The following is a 19713-nucleotide window of genomic DNA, read 5'->3' as shown; positions in this document are numbered from 1 at the left end:
ACAGCTAATATATGAAGCAATGCGCTATTTATGATGGGAACCGGGAGAAAGCCTGTTTTTCGGTGTGAAAATGCTTTTTTATTTCTTTTATAACTGTTTTATCATAAAATAGAAATATAAAGAATTTGCGCTGTCTTCTATAAGGTTAAGATGTGGACGGAATGGGTAAAGTGTAGTAAAGTACTATTCATCGGGAGCTTAGATGTCCCTTCAACATCTTATAAAGAAGGGAAGGTTGGCAAAATGGAAATAGAAAGAATTAATGAGCATACTGTAAAATTTTATATGTCTTATGGTGATATTGAAGATCGCGGTTTTGACAGAGAAGAAATCTGGTACAATCGCGAGCGCAGTGAAGAACTGTTCTGGGAAGTCATGGATGAAGTGCATGATGAAGAGGAATTCGCTGTCGAGGGTCCTCTTTGGATTCAGGTTCAGGCATTGGACAAAGGACTGGAAATAATCGTAACAAAAGCCCAGCTTTCCAAGGACGGACAAAAACTCGAACTGCCGATCCCGGAAGATAAAAAACAAGAGCCGGCAGATGAAAATCTCGATGCTTTACTTGATGATTTCCAGAAAGAAGAGCAGGCCGAGAGCCGGGAAGATAAGGAGCAAAAGCTTCAGTTCACTTTGCGGTTCGATGATTTTGAGGATCTCATCTCGCTATCAAAATTGAATCTTAACGGAATCAAAACGACCCTGTATTCGTTTGAAGACCGATATTATTTATATGCAGATTTTTATGAGCAAACTGATGAAGAGGTTGAAAATCAGCTAAGCATCCTGTTGGAGTACGCGCACGAATCATCAGTCAGCATTCACCGTCTTGAAGAATACGGCAAATTGGTGATCGCTGATCATGCGTTATATACAATAAAAAAACACTTTGCATCATAACAAACCGATTTCTCTCAGCAGAAATCGGTTTTTTTTGTTCTGAATGACAGGATGAACGGCTGAAAACCGTATAACGGCTCTCATCCGCAAACAGGATTATGCCTTCTTTCTGCTGAATACAACAAGATTCAGGAAAGGAGAAGATGCAACATGTTCAGTGCAGTGACTGCCGGCGGACGGCTCATTCAGCTGGCCGGAAGCTATTCAAAGGAAAAAGCGGCGGAGCTGAGAAAGAAACGCTGGTTCTGCCCCGTTTGCAAAAGTGAGCTTGATATCAAACTGGGACGCGAAAAACTGCCGCACTTCGCTCATAAAAAAAGCAGGCTGTGTCCCGGGGAATCCGAACCTGAAAGCGAATACCATCTGGAAGGAAAAAGACAGCTTTTTCTCTGGCTGAAGACACAAGGGTGCAGTGTCAGCCTGGAACCGTATCTGACTTCCGCTGGACAGCGGCCTGACTTGACGGCAGAAAGCGGAGAAGAAAGGCTGGCTTTTGAATTTCAATGTGCGAACCTTTCGGCGGACTCTTTAAAGAGCCGGACGGCAGGCCTGAAAAACGCCGGGTACCGGCCGGTCTGGATCATTGGGGCAAAACGGTTAAAACGGATGGCCGCGCAATTTTTCCGGCTTTCTGCTTTTCACTGGCAGTTCTTTGAAGTCAATTCATTTTCCTCCTTAATGTTTTACTGCCCCGACGCCCGCTCCTTTTACAGGCTGCATTCCATCACTCCGTTTTACACCGGCTATTCTTATGCCGGCTTAACCGCAATCCCTCTTCACAAAGCAAACCTGAAAGACATTTGTCATCCGGAAGGGCGGCACAGCGTCAGACTTTCCTCGTGGGGGCGTGCCGTTGCCGGCTTCCGCAACAAAGACGGGCGGTTTTTATCTGAAGATGCCGGTCTTATCCGGCGTCTTTTTTACGAAAGACATCAGGTTGCATTTCCATTTCTCCCCTCTGAAGTGTTTATTCCCGTTTCAGCAGGCTTTGTGTTTGCAAGTCCCGTTTTTGTGTGGCAGGGCCATTTATACTTGCGGCTTGCGGAACTTTCTAAAAAAGGCGCGCCGATCCGATTATCCGGCATGGTTCATGATTTACGGCAAAAAATCAGGCATAAGGAGATCCGGATGCGGTATGGTTCACAAGACAGCCTTATCGGAATGGCGGTAAAACAATATGCTGATTTCTTATGCTTGCAGGATTTTTTAAGGGAAATTGAGAATGAAGTATATATGCCCTCATCCCAACAGAAGCGCCCTCAAACGGCAGAAGAGCTGCGCCGGCGGGACCTGCTCTTTTTTGGGGAATGAGAATGCTTCATTTCGTTCACCCTAACGTCAAGGTGGTGGCGAATGTGAGGGGCGTACAAGCATTTTGTTTTCGTTTTTTCACTGTATTATTGGTATGCTCGGTCTTATATGCCGCATATGATTTGACAAAAGGCAGTGAAAAGCCGGAAGATAATCACAACACAAGTTTTTGGAGAAACAATCGTTTTTTCAATTGGCTTGAAGTAAAGAAAACGAGGGGGATCACCATGACTGAGGAAAATAAAGCAGCACAGCTGCCTGACAGAAGTGAAGTAAAGGCAGAGCATACATGGAGACTAGAGGATATTTTTCCTAGTGATGAGGCCTGGAATAAAGAATTTCAAGCAGTTAAAGAATTAATTCCGAATTTATCTTCATTTAAAGGCACGCTTGCTCATTCGGCTGATAATTTATACGCGGCGCTTACGGCACAGGATGAAGTGACGAACCGCCTTGGGAAACTTTATGCATACGCGCATATGCGCTCAGACCAGGATACGGGAAATTCTTTCTACCAAGGGCTGAACGACAAAGCCGCAAGCCTGTATTCTCAGGCTGCCAGCGCGACTGCTTACATTGAACCGGAAATTCTGGCGATTCAGGAGGACAAGCTGCACCAGTTTATTCTGGAAAAAGAGGAGCTTAAGCTTTACTCCCATGCAATTGAAGAAATTACAAAACAGCGTCCGCACGTGCTGAGCGAACAAGAAGAGGCCCTGCTTGCGGAAGCCTCTGAAGCGCTGTCTTCGCCTTCCAATACATTCAGTGTTTTAAATAACGCCGATATTACGTTTCCGTCGATTAAAGATGAAAACGGCAAGGAAACTCAAATCACACACGGCAACTTTATTAATTTCCTGGAAAGCAGCAATCGTGAAGTCCGCAAAAACGCATTTGAAGCCGTATATAAAACATACGGACAGTATAAAAACACGATGGCGACTACACTCAGCGGCACTGTGAAAAAAGATAATTTTTACGCCCGTGTGAAAAAGTATAAATCAGCACGGGAAGCGGCTTTATCCAATAACAGCATTCCTGAAGAGGTTTACGATAACCTTATCAAAACGATCAATAAACATCTTCCGTTATTACACCGTTACATTGACCTGCGGAAAAAGGTGCTCGGCCTTGATGAAGTCCATATTTATGACCTGTACACACCGCTTGTAAAAGATTCGGGAATGAAGGTCACATATGAGGAAGCGAAAGATTATATGCTCAAAGGACTTGCTCCGCTGGGCGAGGAATACGCGTCTATTTTAAAAGAAGGACTTGAAAACCGCTGGGTCGATGTATACGAAAACAAAGGAAAACGCAGCGGTGCTTATTCGTCCGGTACATACGGCACGAATCCGTACATCTTAATGAACTGGCATGATAATGTCAATAATCTGTTTACGCTCGTTCACGAGTTCGGCCATTCCGTGCACAGCTACTATACGAGAAAATATCAGCCGTATCCGTACGGTAACTACAGCATTTTTGTCGCTGAAGTCGCTTCAACGACTAATGAAGCGCTGCTCGGTGAATATATGCTGAACAGCTTAAAGGATGAAAAACAGCGCCTTTACCTGCTCAACCACATGCTTGAAGGATTCAGAGGCACAGTGTTCAGACAGACGATGTTCGCTGAATTTGAGCATCTGATTCATACGAAAGCGCAGGAAGGCGAGCCGCTAACGCCTGAACTGCTGAACGAACTTTATTATGATCTGAATAAAAAGTATTTCGGTGACAACATGGTGATTGATAAAGAAATCAGTCTGGAATGGTCAAGAATTCCGCATTTCTATTACAATTATTATGTGTATCAATATGCGACGGGCTACAGTGCGGCCCAAGCGCTGAGCAGCCAGATCTTAAAAGAAGGCAAGCCTGCGGTGGAGCGCTATACCGAATTCTTAAAAGCGGGAAGCTCGGAATATCCGATCGACATACTGAAAAAAGCGGGGGTCGATATGACATCGCCTGAACCGATCGAGGCGGCCTGCAAAATGTTTGAAGAGAAACTGAATGAAATGGAAGAGCTTCTTTCGAAAGTGAACCCTTCGTAATTCAAAAAAGCCTGTGCATTAAATGCGCAGGCTTTTTCTAAAACCCCTTAAACGTTTTTCGGTGATTCAGCCGGTACAGGGCAAACAATATGGACAGAAACAGCAGTGGAGATGTAATGTAAATCGGCAGCATGTGCATCATGGCCAGCAGGTTTAAAAAGAAGAAAAACACAATCATTCCGATGATCAATACGGTGCGGAGCATTGATTTCCCTCCTTGTTTATGATTGATATATTCTATGAAAACAAGCAGTCAGTTATGTTTTGTGACAAAAATATGAACATTAATCTTATGGCTTGTCAAAACTCGACAAGATTTGATATGATAAGGATGTGAAATTGATCACAAACAAACATTACCCCTTTGTTTGACCGTGAAAAATTTCTCCCATCCCCTTTGTTGTCGTTAAGACATATGAAACCGCGCTTATCCCGGCGCGGTTTCTTTATTTGCACAAAAAAAGCCGGCTCCGTAAGGAATCAGCTTTTTTTAATGGTCACAACAGGTGACATCCTCCTGGGTGCCGGCCAGAGATTTCCAAAACAGACCGTGCTTTGCTTCCACTCTGGCGACCTTTTTGGCGAATGCCAGTTTTTTCATTTCTTTTTCAACTTCTTCTAGACTCAAATCATAAACGAGTGCGATTTCTTTCGATGCGACAAACCGGAAATATTCAATGAAACATTCCAAAGGCGGCGTTTCAGAAGGCTTCGGTTCATCCCCGAGCATTTCGAATAAGATCTCTTCGTATACGTCATAAGAATAGTTGCCGGGAACCTTCAGCCCTTCATCATCATGCAGGCTGTTAAAGAACGTCAATGTCGGGTTGACGGTGACGTCCATTTCCGCCGCGATTTTCATATCGCACTGAAGCGCTTTTACCGCGCTTTGCGAATGGAGGTCGCGCTTGAATTCTTCAACATCCAATTTTGTCTTTTCAGCAATTTCTAAAAGAACGTCTTCATCCGTAATATTCTGCTTGGAGACAAACAGGCTTTCCTGCATGCTGCGGAGAAACAGAATGCCCGCTTTTCTTCCCTGCAGTTCGGCCGCTTTTAAAGCGAGTGCGGCAAGGTAGGGCGATGAAAGAGGCTGATCCTGCTCAAGCCAAAGGCTTCCGTCACAGGGCATCCCGGAACGGTTCGCAATTTTTTCCCAAGCTTCGGCAAGAAGGTGTTTTTTCCGCTTTTGCTTATTCAGCGATGTAATGCTCGCGGAAACAATGATCCGCAGGGTGAAAAAACGTCCGTATTTGATTTTTAATTTTTTTATGGCGGGCTCCAGCGACCAGCATTCAGGACATAAAGGGTCGACAAACATGTAAATTTCGAGCGGTTTTTTTGGATGTCCGTGGCAATGGGCGAAGTATTGCTCATGCTGATAATTCGTCAATATGATCGATCCTCCGCTTCTGACTGGTTTACCATATGCCTGGCCGTCAGTTCCAGACGCCCGTACAGAAATTCACGAATATCGCCCTCCAGCCCGACCTGATCCATCGCTTTGCTCATACAGCTTAGCCACGCATCAGCCCTCTCGTCCGTAATCGGAAAGGGGAGATGCCTTGCCCTGAGCATGGGATGTCCGTGCTCTTCAGTATAAAGAGGAGGTCCGCCCAAATACTGGGTTAAAAATTGCTTTTGTTTTCTGGCCGTTTCAGTCAAATCACTTGGAAATATCGGCTTCAGCAAGGGATGAGACGAGACACGCTCATAAAAAGTATCAACAAGTTGCGATAGAAGTTCCTCTCCAATCGCTTCATATGGTGCGTTAAACGATTGTCCCATGTTGACTACTCCTTTATATGGCTAATAGGAATCATAATTCCCATTGCGAATTTATCTTTCAGTTTTACTATCTTCAGTTACTGTATATTTTAGCAATAACATTTTATTTCTACAAACAAAGTGCCTTTCTGTCAGGCGCTTGTATTTCATATCATATCACATCGCCTTCATTCATGTGTAAGATTTCACTCCGCAAAAAAACCAGAGGGCGAAGGAAGCCTCTCTGGTTTACGCGTAATACTGCCGGGTTATGTTTTTGACATATTGCTGTGTTTCCTTAAACGGCGGAATGCCTCCGTACCGATCTACGTTGCCGGGGCCTGCGTTGTAGGCGGCTAACGCGAGAGATACATTTCCGTCGTATTTCGTGAGCATCTGCTTTAAGTACTTTGTGCCGCCCTCAGCGTTCTGGACGGGATCAAGCGGGTTTGACACCCCGAGTGATTCTGCCGTAGAAGGCATGAGCTGCATCAGCCCCATTGCCCCCGCACCGCTGACCGCTTTCGGATTAAAGCCTGATTCCTGTTTAATAACCGCGCGGATCAGTTTTTCGTCCACTCCGTATTTTTCGGCTGCTTTCTGAATGGCGCTGTCTATTGAAAAGTTTCCGGTGCTGATGTCAGAAGCCGCATTCGGAGACTTTATGCTCGGGGAAACGGTCTGTGAAGCTGCCGCGGAACCGGATGAAACCGGAATTCTCGGTGAATATGAAGCGTGAGCGGTCCGCACACCGTTTAAAATCCCTGATTCCGGCTGCTGCCGGACGGCTGTGTCCGTATACTGGCTGAGCAGCGCGCTGAAATTGGCAAGCGGGCTTTCTGAAGATTGTCCGCCTGAATCCGTGCTTGTATGAGAGATTGATTGCAGCGCCATTGACTGCAGCTGGAGGAGGGCCGCCCAATTCGTTATATTCACTGTGTCATTCCACCTTTTTTTGTTTCTGTTCATAAAAACGCTGGATTTTATTTTTCGTGATCCGCTCTGGGATGCCGAATTGCTTGAGCAATTGTTCAAACGCCCGTTTTCCTTCATCCCAGTCAGCAGCCTCGAATTCCAATTCAAAGTCTTCTTTCTCTAAATATCGGCTGTGATCTAAAATGATTAAGCCTTTTTCTGATTCTTTTTCCGCGCGTGCGGTCGACAGTGTTCCGAAGCAGCAAATGTGTTCTGAACGGATACCTAGACCGTCCAGCTGCCGTTTGACGGGGCCATCCGGAATCTTGAAGACGTCAAGATCCGGTGCCGCCGCAAGCTGTTGGTGCGTTTCCAGCAGACCGACCGCGGCAGGTTCTTTTAAAGTCAGAACGAACGAGCCGTCTTTTTCTCGGATGCGGAGTGCTGATTTTTTTTGTTTCAGGGAAAAATCTTTCGTGTCGAAATAATGATTGACCTGCTGTTTAAAATCATATTCTTTCATGCAGAGTGCTTCACTCAGCTTCAGAAATTCTGATTTTGTCAGCAGGTTTTTGAATTCAATTTCTATTTCTTGGGTCATGACAGTCTTCCTTTCAGGACGAAAAATTGTATAATTCCCATTATCTCTTTAGAGGTTACGTTTATCAATATCGACCTTGATATGATAAAATAAATGCTGTACTTTGTTAAAAAAGGAGAACATTATGCAAAAGAGAATTGAAATCCAGAATGCATCATTAACAGAAGACGCGCTCCGCTTGAAGTGCGGAGAAGACTTAAGCGGAGCGGAACGCAAAGCCTCAGGTCAAATGCTTGTTGATTCCGATCACTTTGCTTTTGTATACATACTTGAATCAGCTGACTCTTTTGAATATGTCATTATAAAAGAACATATCTGGCCGGATCTGAAAGAAGCCTTAGACCAAGGAAAACCGGCGGTCCTTGAGGCCGGCGGAAAAACGGTTGAACTTTCAGGGCTGCATGAAGAACTCGATTATCTTCTTGAAAATATTAAAGATAATGCAAACTACGGAGATATGGAAGAAAAAGTGAAAAGCGTATTTCTTTAGAACAGGTTCGGAATTGGGGGATGTACGATGGATGACAAACAATGGGAGCAATTTCTAGCGCCATACCGCCAGGCTGTTGAAGAATTAAAGGTGAAGCTGAAAGGCGTCAGAACCCTTTATGAGTATGAAGATGACCACTCACCGATTGAGTTTGTGACAGGCCGCGTGAAGCCGGTGGCGAGCATACTTGAAAAAGCGAGACGAAAAAGCATACCGCTTCATCAGATTGAAACGATGCAGGATATCGCGGGGCTGCGTATTATGTGCCAATTTGTCGATGATATCCAGATCGTCAAAAATATGCTGTTTGCCAGAAAAGATTTTACCGTTGTCGATAAGCGGGATTACATAGCAGAGCATAAGGAAAGCGGATATCGGTCTTACCACCTTGTCGTTTTATATCCTTTACAAACAACGTCCGGTGAAAAGCACGTTCTTGTGGAGATACAGATTCGGACGCTTGCCATGAACTTTTGGGCAACCATTGAGCATTCACTGAATTACAAATACAGCGGGAACATTCCCGAAAAAGTAAAGCTGAGGCTGCAGCGGGCCTCAGAAGCCGCATCCCGGCTCGATGAAGAAATGTCAGAAATCCGCGGAGAAATCCAGGAAGCCCAAGCCGCGTTCTCGCGAAAGAAAAAAGCGGGAGACCGCCAGTAGGAAGGAAAGGAGGGGAATGGCATGAAATTTGCCGTTTCTTCAAAAGGAGACGAGGTTTCAGATACACTGAAAAGCAAAATACAGGCGTATTTACTCGATTTTGATATGACCTTGGATGAAAAAGAGCCGGAAATCGTTATTTCCGTCGGCGGTGACGGAACGCTTCTTTACGCATTTCACAGGTACAGCGACCGTCTTGATAAAACGGCTTTTGTCGGAGTTCACACGGGGCATTTGGGTTTTTATGCCGATTGGGTTCCGCAGGAGATAGAAAAGCTCGTTCTGGCCATTGCCAAAACGCCGTATCATACCGTGGAGTATCCCCTTCTTGAGGTGATTGTCACTTATCATGATGAAGAGCGTGAGGAGCGGTATCTGGCTTTGAACGAATGTACGATCAAAAGCATAGAAGGCAGTCTCGTCGCTGACGTGGAAATTAAAGGCCAGCTGTTTGAAACGTTCAGGGGAGACGGTTTATGTCTGTCCACGCCTTCCGGAAGCACGGCTTATAATAAGGCGTTAGGCGGTGCAATCATCCACCCTTCCATCAGGGCGATTCAGCTTGCCGAAATGGCATCTATCAACAACAGAGTGTTCAGGACTGTCGGCTCGCCGCTTTTGCTTCCCGATCATCATAACTGTGTCATCAAACCGAGAAACGACGTCGACTTTCAAGTCACAATTGATCATTTAACCTTGCTGCATAAGGATGTCAAGTCCATTCTATGCCGTGTGGCAAATGAAAAAGTCAGATTTGCAAGATTCCGCCCTTTTCCGTTTTGGAAAAGGGTGCAGGATTCCTTTATCGGAAAAGGCGAATAGAAAGAGGAAACGGATTGGACAACTTTTTTATCCAAAAGAACATGACTGCCCGGGAAGCCGGCATGACGGTAAAAGAATATACGGCGCAGCTCGGCATTTCAAAACGGCTTCTCGCTGACATTAAATTCGGCGGGGGAGACCTGCTTGTGAACGGAGAGCATGTAACCGTCCGCACCGTGTTAGCGGAGGGAGACGTGCTTAAGATTGAATTTCCGAAGGAGCATGTGAGTGAAACGCTTTTGCCTGAGCCGGTTCCGCTTGATATTCTTTATGAAGATGACCATGTGCTTGTGGTCAATAAACAGCCGTATGTCTCCTCAATTCCATCAAGAGAACACCCGTCGGAAAGCATCGCTAACGGAGTGATCAGCCACTACCGAAAAAGCGGCGTGCAATCAACGGTTCATCTTGTCACCCGCCTTGACAGGGACACATCGGGGGCGATGCTCATCGCCAAACATCGGCTTTCCCATTCTCTTTTGTCGGCAGCACAGAAAAAGGGGCTTGTCAGCAGGCGATATCTCGCTGTCGTACACGGGATCATGCTGCAGAAGGAAGGAACGGTGGACGCGCCCATCGGAAGAAAACACGACAGTATTATTGAGCGGATGGTAACGCCGGATGGACAACGAGCGGTGACGCATTTTCAAACGGAAAAAGCGGGACATGCGTTTACGCTTGCAGCCCTGCGGCTGGAAACGGGGCGGACGCATCAAATCCGGGTGCACATGAGCTACCTCGGCCATCCGTTAGTCGGTGATACATTGTACGGCGGAAAAAATGAGGGAATTGCCCGGCAGGCTCTTCACAGTGAGCGGCTTTCATTCGTACACCCCATGACCGGAGAAACGCTCGTTTTTCACGCTCCGGTGCCTGACGATATGAAAACATTAATTGAACACATGTAAAGCCCGAACCGTTTACCGGTTTCGGGCTTTTTTTCATGCCTGCCTGCCGTGATCCTCGCGAAATCGTGAAGCATCATACGGCATAGAGCTTTCCACAGAGACGGTTTCATGCTCGGGAAAACGAAAGCCTGTCAGCTGATTGCCGAAGACACAGCCTGTATCAATGTTGACCGTACGGTTGACGATCCGGGGGCGTTTTACCGGGGTATGGCCGTACACAACCCACGCCTTGCCTTCATAGTCGGCAGCCCAGTCTCTTCTGACGGGTCTGCCGTCGGGATGCGTTTCACCCGTAATATCGCCGTACAGAACAAATTCTTTTACCTTACGCGAGTATTTACCGATATCGTCAGCTTTTATGCCGGCGTGGGCGACAACGAGATCGCCATTATGTAAAATGTCATAAAGCGGCGCTGACTCATATAATCGGATAAATTGTCCGGAGACTTCCGTTCTGTCGGCAGGAGACAGCTCTTTCAGTTCGGCTGCCGTCGTTTCCAGTCCGTGCATCACTTTTACGGGGTTTCCTTTTAAGTAACGATACAGTTTGTTGCAATGATTTCCCGGGACATAACGGACGGTTCCTTTTTCATATGCTTTTGCCACAAAACGCATCACTTCTACGGATTTTGGGCCTCTGTCCGTTAAATCCCCCGCAAAGAAGACAAGCGTTCTGCCTTCAGAATGGACGGGGGTTCCGTCTTTCACTTCATATCCGAGCTTTTGCATTAAGGCGATCATTTCGTCATAACATCCGTGTATATCGCTGATGATGTCATAAGCCATTCGTTTCAGCCTCCTTATTAACGGTTTTTTATTTATTATGGGGCTAATTCCTATACCTAATTACGCTGTTTTGGTACAAATTAAAAAAAGAATTGAAGAAATAAAGCCTTATCACTTTTTTTTCGCGTTCAGCCTTGTTAGAATATGCGTTATGTTTTTAAAAAAAGTAAGGTTTCGTCCGCTTAAAGCGGGCTTTTATAACCCTTGTTTTAAGGAGGTATTTACAAATGGAACACACATCAGTCGCATCTTTAGTCGTCGTTCTGATCGTCGCTTTTTTGACGCCGCTCCTTTTACATCGGTTTAAGCTCAGCATCCCCGTCGTCGTCGCGGAGATCATCATGGGGCTTATTATCGGAAAAAGCGGCCTGAATCTTGTCGTTCAGGGAGACACGTGGCTGGAGACGCTGTCTGTTCTCGGCTTTATCTTTTTAATGTTTTTAAGCGGCTTGGAAATTGATTTTTCTTCATTTGAGAAAGGGAAGAAAAAACAATTCCTTCCGAACGGCAAGGAAGCGCCCAACACGTTTTCTGCCGCGCTGATTATCTTTTTCGGCATCTTTATTTTATCATTGCTGCTGTCCTATGCCTTTGTATTAGCCGGTTTTATTCAAAACGCATTTTTAATGACGCTTATTATTTCAACAATATCACTCGGTGTGGTGGTCCCGACTTTAAAGGAAGAACGGATCATGAACTCCAATATCGGCCAGATCATCCTGCTTGTCGCCGTTATCGCAGACTTGGCTACAATGATTCTGCTCGCTTTCTTCTCTTCTCTTTACGGAGAAGACAGCGGAAATATGTGGCTTCTGTTGATTCTCTTTGCCGCGGGGGTCGTGCTGTATTTCTTCGGCAGGATCTTTAAACACCGTTCATTTGTGCAGTCGATGTCTAAAGGCACTGTGCAGATCGGCACGAGAGCCATTTTCACACTGATTATCGTGCTTGTCGCTTTATCGGAATCTCTCGGGGCGGAAAATATTCTCGGCGCGTTTTTGGCAGGCGTTCTGGTATCGCTTCTGTCTCCGAATAAAGAAATGGTGGAACAGCTGGATTCCTTCGGCTACGGGTTTTTAATTCCGATCTTTTTCGTCATGGTCGGGGTGAAATTGGATATTTGGACGCTTTTCCAAGATCCGAAAACATTAACGATGATTCCGCTGCTTCTGCTTGCGCTGTTTATCAGCAAAATGTTCCCGGTGTTTTATTTAAAGAAATGGTACGACAAAAGAACCGTGTTTGCTTCGGGCTTTTTGCTGACGTCGACGCTGTCGCTTGTTATCGCGGCGGCTACGATCGGAGAAAGGCTCCACATTATCAGCGCCAATATGTCCGGCGCGCTGACTTTAGTTGCGGTTATTGCCAGCATCATCACGCCGATCGGCTTTAAGAAATTATTCAAACGGCAAAGCGCGCCGCAGGAAAAAAAGCGCATTACATTTATCGGCGCCAACCAAATGACGCTCCCGGTTACGCTGGAATTGCCTGAGGAGGAATATGAAGTACGGGTCGTCCATGTGTATCAGGAAAATGCCGGGGAAACGCTTGCGGAATCCGTTTTTTCGGTTGACACGATTTCTGATTACGAGCCCGGCACGCTTGAGTCGCACGGTATTTTCAAAACGGATATTCTTGTCGTGGCGACGGGAAATGAAGATGTGAACGCTGAAATCGCCTTACTGGCGAAAGAGAAAGGGACTGAGCGTATCATCGCAAGCGTCGGCTCGGTTGAGCATGAAACAAAACTGAAAGAAGAGGGCATCAGTATTTTTTCTATCCTTCTGTCTACAAAAACGCTGCTGCGCGCGTTAATTGAGGCGCCGGGCGTGATGAGCCTCCTGACGAATGAGGAGTCTTCGTTATATCAGATCAATCTGGAAAACCCGGCGTATAACGGCATCATTCTGCGGGAATTTCCGCTGATGGGCGATGTGATTTTCGTCCGGATTTTCAGAGGTGTGGACAGCATCGTTCCGCACGGAGACACACGGCTGAAAACAGGAGACCGTCTCATCGTCACAGGCTCGCGCAACTACGTGTCAGAACTGAGAAAAATCCTTGAAGCTTGACCAAATTGCAATTCGTGATAATATAGAAGGCATAACAAATAAATCATTAATCGTATGACCACTAGGGGTGTCCTTCATAAGGGCTGAGATAAAAGTGAGACTTTTAGACCCTCATAACTTGAACAGGTTCAGACCTGCGTAGGGAAGTGGAGCGGTATTTTTTTGGGGTTCCTTTTATCCATTTAAATTCCAAACCACTTTTCCGATGCGGGAAAGTGGTTTTTTTATTTTATCAGGGGGGAAGACATGATGACATTTTCTGAAGAATGCAGACAGGCGGCTGCCGAATGGTGGGACGGAAGTTTTGTTCATCCGTTTGTAACGGGAATCGGTGACGGAAGCCTGCCGATAGACCGTTTCAGCTATTACGTGCTGCAAGATTCCTACTATTTGACGCATTTTGCGAAAGTTCAGGCGTTCGGCGCCGCATATGCCGAAGACTTGTTTACGACGGGCAGGATGGCGGGCCACGCTCAAGGGACATATGAAGCGGAAATGGCGCTGCACCGCGAGTTTACGGAGCTTTTAGGAATTACGGAAGAAGAGCGTGCAGCATTTAAACCGGCACCGACCGCCTATTCTTATACGTCTCATATGTACAGGTCGGTGATGAGCGGCAATTTTGGAGAAATATTAGCTGCGCTTCTGCCTTGTTATTGGCTTTATTATGAAGTCGGCGAACACCTAAAAGAGTGCAAACCGGAGCATCCGATTTATGAAAAATGGATCGGTACATACGGCGGAGACTGGTTCAGACAGCAGGTCGAAGAACAGATCAGCCGTTTTGACGAGATTGCTGAAAACAGCACAGAGGAAATCCGCGCGAAAATGAAAGAGAATTTTGTGATTTCAAGCTATTATGAATATCAATTTTGGGGAATGGCTTATCAAAAAGAAGGCTGGTCCGAGAAGGACGGAAAAGAGGTGGAATCCTTTGGAGCTGCACGCGGTAACTGATAATCGCAAACCCGTTGCCGAGCTGGCCGAGGATATTCTATCGATTCAGCGCGAAGTGAGCTTTATCCATATCCGTGAGCGGGATAAAACAGCGGGAGAGATCATGCATCTTTTGTCCCTTTTGAAAAAGGGCGGTGCGGATAAGGACAAATTGATCATCAATGACAGGGCGGATATCGCGCTTTTTGCCAACATACACCGTGTTCAGCTTCCGTCCCGCAGCTTTTCCGTAAAGCAGGTGCGAAGCAGATTTCCCCATCTTCATATCGGACGTTCGGTTCATTCGCTGGAAGAAGCCATCCAAGCTGAAAAGGAAGATGCGGATTATGTGGTGTTCGGCCATATATTTGAAACCGAATGTAAACAAGGACTTGAAGCAAGAGGCATCAGCCTGCTTTCAGAGATCAAACGCACGCTTTCCATCCCCGTTATCGCAATCGGCGGAATGACACTGCAGACGATCGGACACACAAAGCAGGCGAAGCCGGACGGAATTGCCGTCATGTCAGGCATTTTCTCAGCTGAAAATCCCGAGGAGGCGGCAAAACGGTATGCACGCGCGGTAAGGGAGGCCGATTATGAAGAAGCACTATGATACGGCGGTGATCGGCGGCGGAATTATCGGGTGCGCCATTTCTTATGAGCTGGCGAAGACGCAGCAGAACGTTGTCTTGTTTGAAGCCGGAGAAGTCGGCCGAAAAACGACAAGCGCTGCCGCGGGAATGCTGGGCGCTCATGCGGAATGTGAAAACCGGGATGCGTTTTTTAATTTTGCCATGCACAGTCAAAGGCTGTATGAAGCGGCGGGGCAAGAGCTTGAGGAAGCTTGCGGCATTGACATCAGGCGCCATAACGGCGGAATGCTTAAACTGGCGTATACCGAAGAAGATATCGCCCGTTTACGGAAGATGGATGATCTGCCTTCCGTCACTTGGCTTTCAGCGGAAGATGCTCTTGAAAAAGAGCCTTACGCTTCAAAAGACATTCTCGGCGCAAGTTTTATAAAAGACGATGTCCATGTCGAACCGTACTATGTTTGCAAAGCGTATGCAAAAGGAGCGCGGCGCTATGGCGCTGACATATGTGAGCATACACAAGTCACTTCCGTAAAACGGGTGAACGGAGAATATTGCATCACAACGTCCGGCGGGGATGTTTATGCTGACAAAGTCGCAGTTGCAAGCGGTGTATGGAGCGGCCGGTTTTTCAGCCGGCTCGGCTTGGGACAGCCTTTTTTTCCTGTGAAAGGAGAATGCCTTTCCGTGTGGAATGACGATACCCCGCTGACCAAAACCCTTTACCATGATCATTGTTATGTCGTCCCGAGAAAAAGCGGCCGGCTTGTCATCGGCGCCACGATGAAACAGGGCGACTGGAGCGATACGCCTGACATCGGAGGAATTGAGGCCGTCATTGCAAAAGCGAAAACCATGCTTCCCGCCATCGAACATATGAAAATAGACCGGTTTTGGGCGGGGCTCAGGCCGGGAACAAGAGACGGAAAGCCGTTTATCGGGCAACACCCTGAAGACAGCGGCATCATCTTCGCCGCCGGCCATTTTCGGAACGGCATCCTGTTGGCGCCGGCAACGGCTGAAATGGTGCGGGATATGATCATGGAAAGACAGATTAAACAGGAATGGGAAGAAGCGTTTCGAATCGATCGCAAGGAGGCTGTTCATATATGATCCTTCAGCTGAACGGAAAACAAATTGATTGGAATCGAAAAGAGGGGACGGTTCAGGATTTGCTTGAATCGTACCAGCTTGACCAAAGAATCGTAGTTGTGGAGAGAAATAAAGAAATCATTGAAAAAAAGAATTATGAAAATACAAGTTTGTGTGACCGCGATGTCATAGAAATTGTCCATTTTGTAGGAGGCGGATGAGGATGTTAACAATAGGCGGAAAACAGTTTCGGTCAAGATTGCTGTTAGGAACGGGAAAATATCCGAGTTTTGAGATTCAGAAAGAGGCGGTGGCCGTCTCGGAATCAGATATTTTAACCTTTGCGGTGCGGCGGATGAACATCTTTGAAGAGTCTCAGCCTAACTTTCTCGAACAGCTTGATTTGTCTAAATACACGCTTCTGCCGAATACGGCCGGCGCCGCAACGGCTGAAGAGGCGGTCCGAATCGCAAGGCTTGCCAAAGCTTCAGGGCTTTGTGACATGATAAAAGTAGAAGTCATCGGATGCAGCCGGTCACTTTTGCCTGATCCGGTTGAAACGCTGAAAGCATCAGAACAGCTGCTCGAAGAGGGATTTATCGTGCTTCCGTATACGTCGGACGATGTCGTGCTCGCAAGACGTCTTGAGGAGCTCGGAGTGCATGCCATTATGCCGGGCGCTTCGCCGATCGGTTCCGGTCAGGGAATTTTAAATCCGCTGAATCTTTCCTTTATCATTGAACAGGCGAAGGTGCCGGTCATTGTCGATGCCGGCGTCGGATCTTCAAAAGACGCCGCCTACGCGATGGAGCTCGGGGCTGACGGCGTGCTGTTAAATACCGCTGTGTCAGGCGCAGATGATCCGGTCAAAATGGCCAGGGCGATGAAGCTTGCCGTAGAAGCTGGCCGTCTTTCTTATGAAGCCGGGAGAATTCCGGTGAAAGATTACGGAACTGCAAGCAGTCCGCGAGACGGTCTTCCGGTATGACGGACAGATATTCCAGACAGGAGCTGTTTCAGCCGATCGGTCCCACCGGCCAAGAGAAGCTCCGGTCGTCTCATGCCGTGATTATCGGCGCAGGTGCGCTTGGGACGGCAAGTGCGGAGATGCTTGTCAGAGCAGGGGTCGGGAAGGTAACGATCGCTGACAGAGATTATGTGGAGTGGAGTAATCTCCAGCGCCAGCAGCTTTATACCGAAGACGATGTCAGACAGGAAATGCCGAAAGCCGCGGCGGCTGAAAAACGGCTTCGGTCTATAAATAGCGATGTAGAGGTCGAGGGATTTGTCATGGATGTCACTGCGGAAAACGCACCCGGATTGATTCGTGATGCCTCCCTCATCGTGGATGCCGCCGACAACTTTGAAACGAGGCTGATTGTGAATGATGCGGCTGTGCAGAAAGGGATTCCCTTTCTGTACGGCGCCTGTGTCGGCAGCTACGGGCTCTCTTTTACCGTCATTCCCGGTGTCACGCCGTGCCTTCACTGTCTGCTTGAGACATTGCCTTTAGGCGGTATGACATGCGATACGGCGGGAATCATCAGCCCGGCTGTATTGCAGACGGCCGTTTTTCAGGCAGCAGATGCGCTGAAGCTGTTAACGGGCGGATCTATCGAGCATGTTCTCCGTTCCTTTGATTTATGGAAAAATGAACGGTCAGAAATAAACGTCGCCCGTCTTAAGTCGGCTGATTGCCCAAGTTGCGGCACAAACGATTTTCCGTTTTTATCCTATGAAAATCAGACAAAAGCGGCGGTTCTGTGCGGGCGGAACACGGTGCAGATCAGAACGGGGATTTCCGAACAGTTTGATCTGCAAAATCTTGCGGGGCAGCTCAGACGGGCAGGGCTTGATGTTTCAGCCAACCCGTATTTAATTTCGTTTTGCACAGACAATTTCAAGATGGTACTGTTTCGTGACGGCAGAGCATTAATACACGGCACAAGTGATATCAGCAGAGCGAAATCTTTTTATCATAAATGGATCGGATAATGTGAAAGGAGCGAAAAACATCATGAGCATATGCAAAGCATTGACGATTGCCGGATCAGACTCAGGAGGCGGCGCCGGTATACAGGCGGATCTCAAAACCTTTCAGGAGCTCGGCGTTTTCGGGATGTCAGCCCTGACAGCGGTAACCGCCCAGAACACGTTGGGCGTTCACGGCATTTATCCGCTCACCCGGGAGGCGCTGGGCAGCCAGATTGACGCGGTGGCGGAAGATTTGCGGCCTGATGCTGTAAAAACAGGAATGCTGTGGAGCGCGGAAATGATTGCGGAAATTGCGGAAAAAACGGATCAGTACGGGCTTGATCATCTCATCACCGATCCCGTCATGATTGCCAAAGGAGGCGCTTCCCTGCTGCGTGAGGAATCTCAGGCCGCGTTAAAAGAGCTGTTAATTCCGCGCAGCTATGCGGTGACGCCGAATGTTCCGGAAGCTGAGGTATTGACGGGGATGGAAATCCGCACGTTTGAGGACCGGAAAAAAGCGGCCGAACGCCTTTGCAAGCTTGGGGCAAAGCATGTCATCATAAAAGGCGGACATCAGCCTGAACAGGGGAGAATCGTTGATTTATTATTTGACGGTTCGTCTTTTACCCAAATCAGCCACGCTTATATTGACACGAAACACACCCACGGAACAGGCTGCACGTTCGCAGCCGCGCTGACGGCGGAAACGGCAAAGGGGAAAAACATTCAGACCGCGTTTGAGACAGCCGTCAATTTTGTGCGGGAAGCCGTGGAACATACACTCGGCATCGGAGCGGGACACGGCCCGACCAATCATTTTGCCTTTAAAAGGAACAGTCTGCAGACGAGATAAAAAAGAGACCGCTTCAACATCCGCGGTCTTTTTCCCATGCTTTCAATCTGGACAAGGTTATGATATGATAAAAATTAAGATCAGGTACTAAAACTATGTCTTTAAGACGATTACAGGAGGCTTTATACATATGAATTTCTCACTTGAAGGCCGCAACATCGTTGTGATGGGCGTTGCCAATAAACGCAGTATCGCATGGGGAATCGCCCGTTCGCTGCATGAAGCCGGAGCGCGCCTCATTTTCACTTACGCGGGAGAGCGCTTGGAAAAATCAGTTCATGACCTTGCGGCTACATTAGAAAGAAATGATTCCATCATCCTTCCGTGTGATGTGACAAATGACGCTGAGATCGAAACTTGCTTTGCAAGCATTAAAGAGCAGGTCGGCGTGATTCACGGCATCGCGCACTGCATCGCGTTCGCAAACAAAGAAGAGCTTGTCGGCGAATATTTAAATACGAACCGCGAAGGATTCCTGCTTGCGCATAACATCAGTTCTTACTCTCTGACAGCGGTCGCAAAAGCGGCGCGCCCGATTATGACTGAAGGCGGAAGCATCGTTACACTCACTTACCTCGGCGGAGAGCGCGTCGTTTCAAACTATAACGTAATGGGTGTGGCAAAAGCGTCTCTTGATGCGAGCGTGAGATATTTAGCCGCTGACTTAGGAAAAGAAAACATCCGCGTCAACAGCATTTCAGCAGGGCCGATCCGTACGCTGTCTGCAAAAGGAATCAGTGATTTCAACTCTATCCTGAAAGAAATTGAAGAGCGCGCGCCGCTGCGCCGCACGACAACACCTGAAGAAGTGGGCGACACGGCTGCATTCTTGTTCAGTGACCTGTCAAGAGGCATCACGGGCGAAAATCTTCATGTAGATTCAGGATTCCATATTACCGCACGTTAAATAACAAGCAGTCCCTTTCAGGGATTGCTTTTTTCTTTCTTCTGATTTTAATCATTCCGT

General features: G+C 47.3%; 22 protein-coding genes and 1 riboswitch. Of the genes, 16 read left to right on the top strand and 6 right to left on the bottom strand.

The features are described 5' to 3' along the window. Positions 1-243: 243 nt before the first annotated feature. From mecA to pepF, 3 genes are all read left to right on the top strand, one after another. On the top strand, positions 244-900 hold the full coding sequence (gene mecA, locus C5I45_RS13810) for an adaptor protein MecA (RefSeq protein ID WP_003155032.1): 657 nt from the start codon (positions 244-246) through the stop codon (positions 898-900). Between the two features lie 150 nt (positions 901-1050). After that, the gene (locus C5I45_RS13805; protein ID WP_044053100.1) at positions 1051-2211 is read left to right on the top strand and encodes a competence protein CoiA family protein; all 1161 of its coding nucleotides are present in this window, start codon (positions 1051-1053) and stop codon (positions 2209-2211) included. Positions 2212-2438: 227 nt separating this feature from the next. Beyond that, the gene (pepF, locus tag C5I45_RS13800; protein WP_003155028.1) at positions 2439-4268 is read left to right on the top strand and encodes an oligoendopeptidase F; all 1830 of its coding nucleotides are present in this window, start codon (positions 2439-2441) and stop codon (positions 4266-4268) included. 37 nt (positions 4269-4305) lie between these two features. Here the strand turns inward: pepF and C5I45_RS19790 are convergent, their stop codons facing one another. From C5I45_RS19790 to C5I45_RS13780, 5 genes are all read right to left on the bottom strand, one after another. Then, positions 4306-4473 (bottom strand): hypothetical protein, encoded by a 168-nt coding sequence (locus tag C5I45_RS19790; RefSeq protein WP_003155026.1) that lies wholly within the window; start codon positions 4471-4473, stop codon positions 4306-4308. Between the two features lie 285 nt (positions 4474-4758). Then, complete coding sequence (gene spxH, locus C5I45_RS13795) at positions 4759-5661, bottom strand: protease adaptor protein SpxH (RefSeq protein WP_003155024.1); 903 nt, start codon at positions 5659-5661, stop codon at positions 4759-4761. After that, a complete protein-coding gene (locus tag C5I45_RS13790) occupies positions 5658-6056 on the bottom strand; it encodes a globin domain-containing protein (protein ID WP_003155023.1) in 399 nt (132 codons plus the stop codon). The genes spxH and C5I45_RS13790 overlap by 4 nt, the downstream gene beginning before the upstream one ends. 228 nt (positions 6057-6284) lie before the next feature. Next, the gene (locus tag C5I45_RS13785; RefSeq protein ID WP_003155022.1) at positions 6285-6971 is read right to left on the bottom strand and encodes a lytic transglycosylase domain-containing protein; all 687 of its coding nucleotides are present in this window, start codon (positions 6969-6971) and stop codon (positions 6285-6287) included. 4 nt (positions 6972-6975) lie between these two features. Further along, positions 6976-7551 (bottom strand): CYTH domain-containing protein, encoded by a 576-nt coding sequence (locus tag C5I45_RS13780; protein WP_015388447.1) that lies wholly within the window; start codon positions 7549-7551, stop codon positions 6976-6978. A 124-nt stretch (positions 7552-7675) separates the two neighbouring features. On the opposite strand from C5I45_RS13780, the gene C5I45_RS13775 reads away from it, so the two are divergent. Genes C5I45_RS13775 through C5I45_RS13760 form a run of 4 tightly spaced genes read left to right on the top strand, consistent with a single transcriptional unit; the run spans position 7676 to position 10434 of the window. Beyond that, a complete protein-coding gene (locus C5I45_RS13775) occupies positions 7676-8041 on the top strand; it encodes a UPF0738 family protein (RefSeq protein ID WP_015388446.1) in 366 nt (121 codons plus the stop codon). Between the two features lie 27 nt (positions 8042-8068). Continuing rightward, positions 8069-8704: a GTP diphosphokinase gene (gene yjbM / locus C5I45_RS13770; RefSeq protein ID WP_003155019.1), complete on the top strand. Its 636-nt coding sequence runs from the start codon at positions 8069-8071 to the stop codon at positions 8702-8704. 21 nt (positions 8705-8725) lie between these two features. After that, positions 8726-9526, top strand: coding sequence for an NAD kinase (locus C5I45_RS13765; RefSeq protein ID WP_003155018.1), 801 nt, complete (start codon positions 8726-8728; stop codon positions 9524-9526). A 14-nt stretch (positions 9527-9540) separates the two neighbouring features. Continuing rightward, positions 9541-10434, top strand: coding sequence for an RluA family pseudouridine synthase (locus C5I45_RS13760; protein ID WP_060657725.1), 894 nt, complete (start codon positions 9541-9543; stop codon positions 10432-10434). Positions 10435-10467: 33 nt separating this feature from the next. Here C5I45_RS13760 and prpE read toward each other — a convergent pair whose 3' ends face one another. Then, positions 10468-11220 (bottom strand): bis(5'-nucleosyl)-tetraphosphatase PrpE, encoded by a 753-nt coding sequence (prpE, locus tag C5I45_RS13755; RefSeq protein WP_107994450.1) that lies wholly within the window; start codon positions 11218-11220, stop codon positions 10468-10470. A 227-nt stretch (positions 11221-11447) separates the two neighbouring features. Between prpE and C5I45_RS13745 the strand changes: the two genes are divergently transcribed. From C5I45_RS13745 to fabI, 9 genes are all read left to right on the top strand, one after another. Then, a complete protein-coding gene (locus C5I45_RS13745; protein ID WP_003155014.1) occupies positions 11448-13292 on the top strand; it encodes a monovalent cation:proton antiporter family protein in 1845 nt (614 codons plus the stop codon). A gap of 53 nt (positions 13293-13345) precedes the next feature. Then, positions 13346-13454, top strand: a riboswitch (TPP riboswitch). Positions 13455-13541: 87 nt separating this feature from the next. After that, entirely contained in the window at positions 13542-14249 is a 708-nt protein-coding gene (gene tenA, locus C5I45_RS13740) for a thiaminase II (protein ID WP_003155011.1), read from the top strand. Beyond that, a complete protein-coding gene (gene tenI / locus C5I45_RS13735) occupies positions 14227-14844 on the top strand; it encodes a thiazole tautomerase TenI (RefSeq protein ID WP_107994449.1) in 618 nt (205 codons plus the stop codon). The genes tenA and tenI overlap by 23 nt, the downstream gene beginning before the upstream one ends. Next, positions 14828-15937, top strand: coding sequence for a glycine oxidase ThiO (gene thiO / locus C5I45_RS13730; RefSeq protein ID WP_107994448.1), 1110 nt, complete (start codon positions 14828-14830; stop codon positions 15935-15937). Before tenI ends, thiO begins: the two co-directional genes overlap by 17 nt. After that, entirely contained in the window at positions 15934-16137 is a 204-nt protein-coding gene (gene thiS, locus C5I45_RS13725) for a sulfur carrier protein ThiS (protein WP_003155008.1), read from the top strand. Before thiO ends, thiS begins: the two co-directional genes overlap by 4 nt. Then, positions 16134-16904, top strand: a complete 771-nt coding sequence (gene thiG, locus C5I45_RS13720) for a thiazole synthase (RefSeq protein WP_088005363.1) — start codon at positions 16134-16136, stop codon at positions 16902-16904. Before thiS ends, thiG begins: the two co-directional genes overlap by 4 nt. Next, positions 16901-17911: a thiazole biosynthesis adenylyltransferase ThiF gene (gene thiF / locus C5I45_RS13715; protein WP_003155005.1), complete on the top strand. Its 1011-nt coding sequence runs from the start codon at positions 16901-16903 to the stop codon at positions 17909-17911. Before thiG ends, thiF begins: the two co-directional genes overlap by 4 nt. Before the next feature lie 22 nt (positions 17912-17933). Beyond that, the gene (gene thiD, locus C5I45_RS13710) at positions 17934-18746 is read left to right on the top strand and encodes a bifunctional hydroxymethylpyrimidine kinase/phosphomethylpyrimidine kinase (RefSeq protein ID WP_003155003.1); all 813 of its coding nucleotides are present in this window, start codon (positions 17934-17936) and stop codon (positions 18744-18746) included. Between the two features lie 130 nt (positions 18747-18876). Continuing rightward, a complete protein-coding gene (gene fabI, locus C5I45_RS13705) occupies positions 18877-19653 on the top strand; it encodes an enoyl-ACP reductase FabI (protein WP_003155001.1) in 777 nt (258 codons plus the stop codon). The last annotated feature ends 60 nt before the right edge of the window (positions 19654-19713 follow it).

The sequence above is a fragment of the Bacillus sp. ZY-1-1 genome, from assembly GCF_003047165.1.
Classification (GTDB): domain Bacteria; phylum Bacillota; class Bacilli; order Bacillales; family Bacillaceae; genus Bacillus; species Bacillus velezensis.
This window is presented reverse-complemented; position numbering and strand designations above follow the sequence as displayed.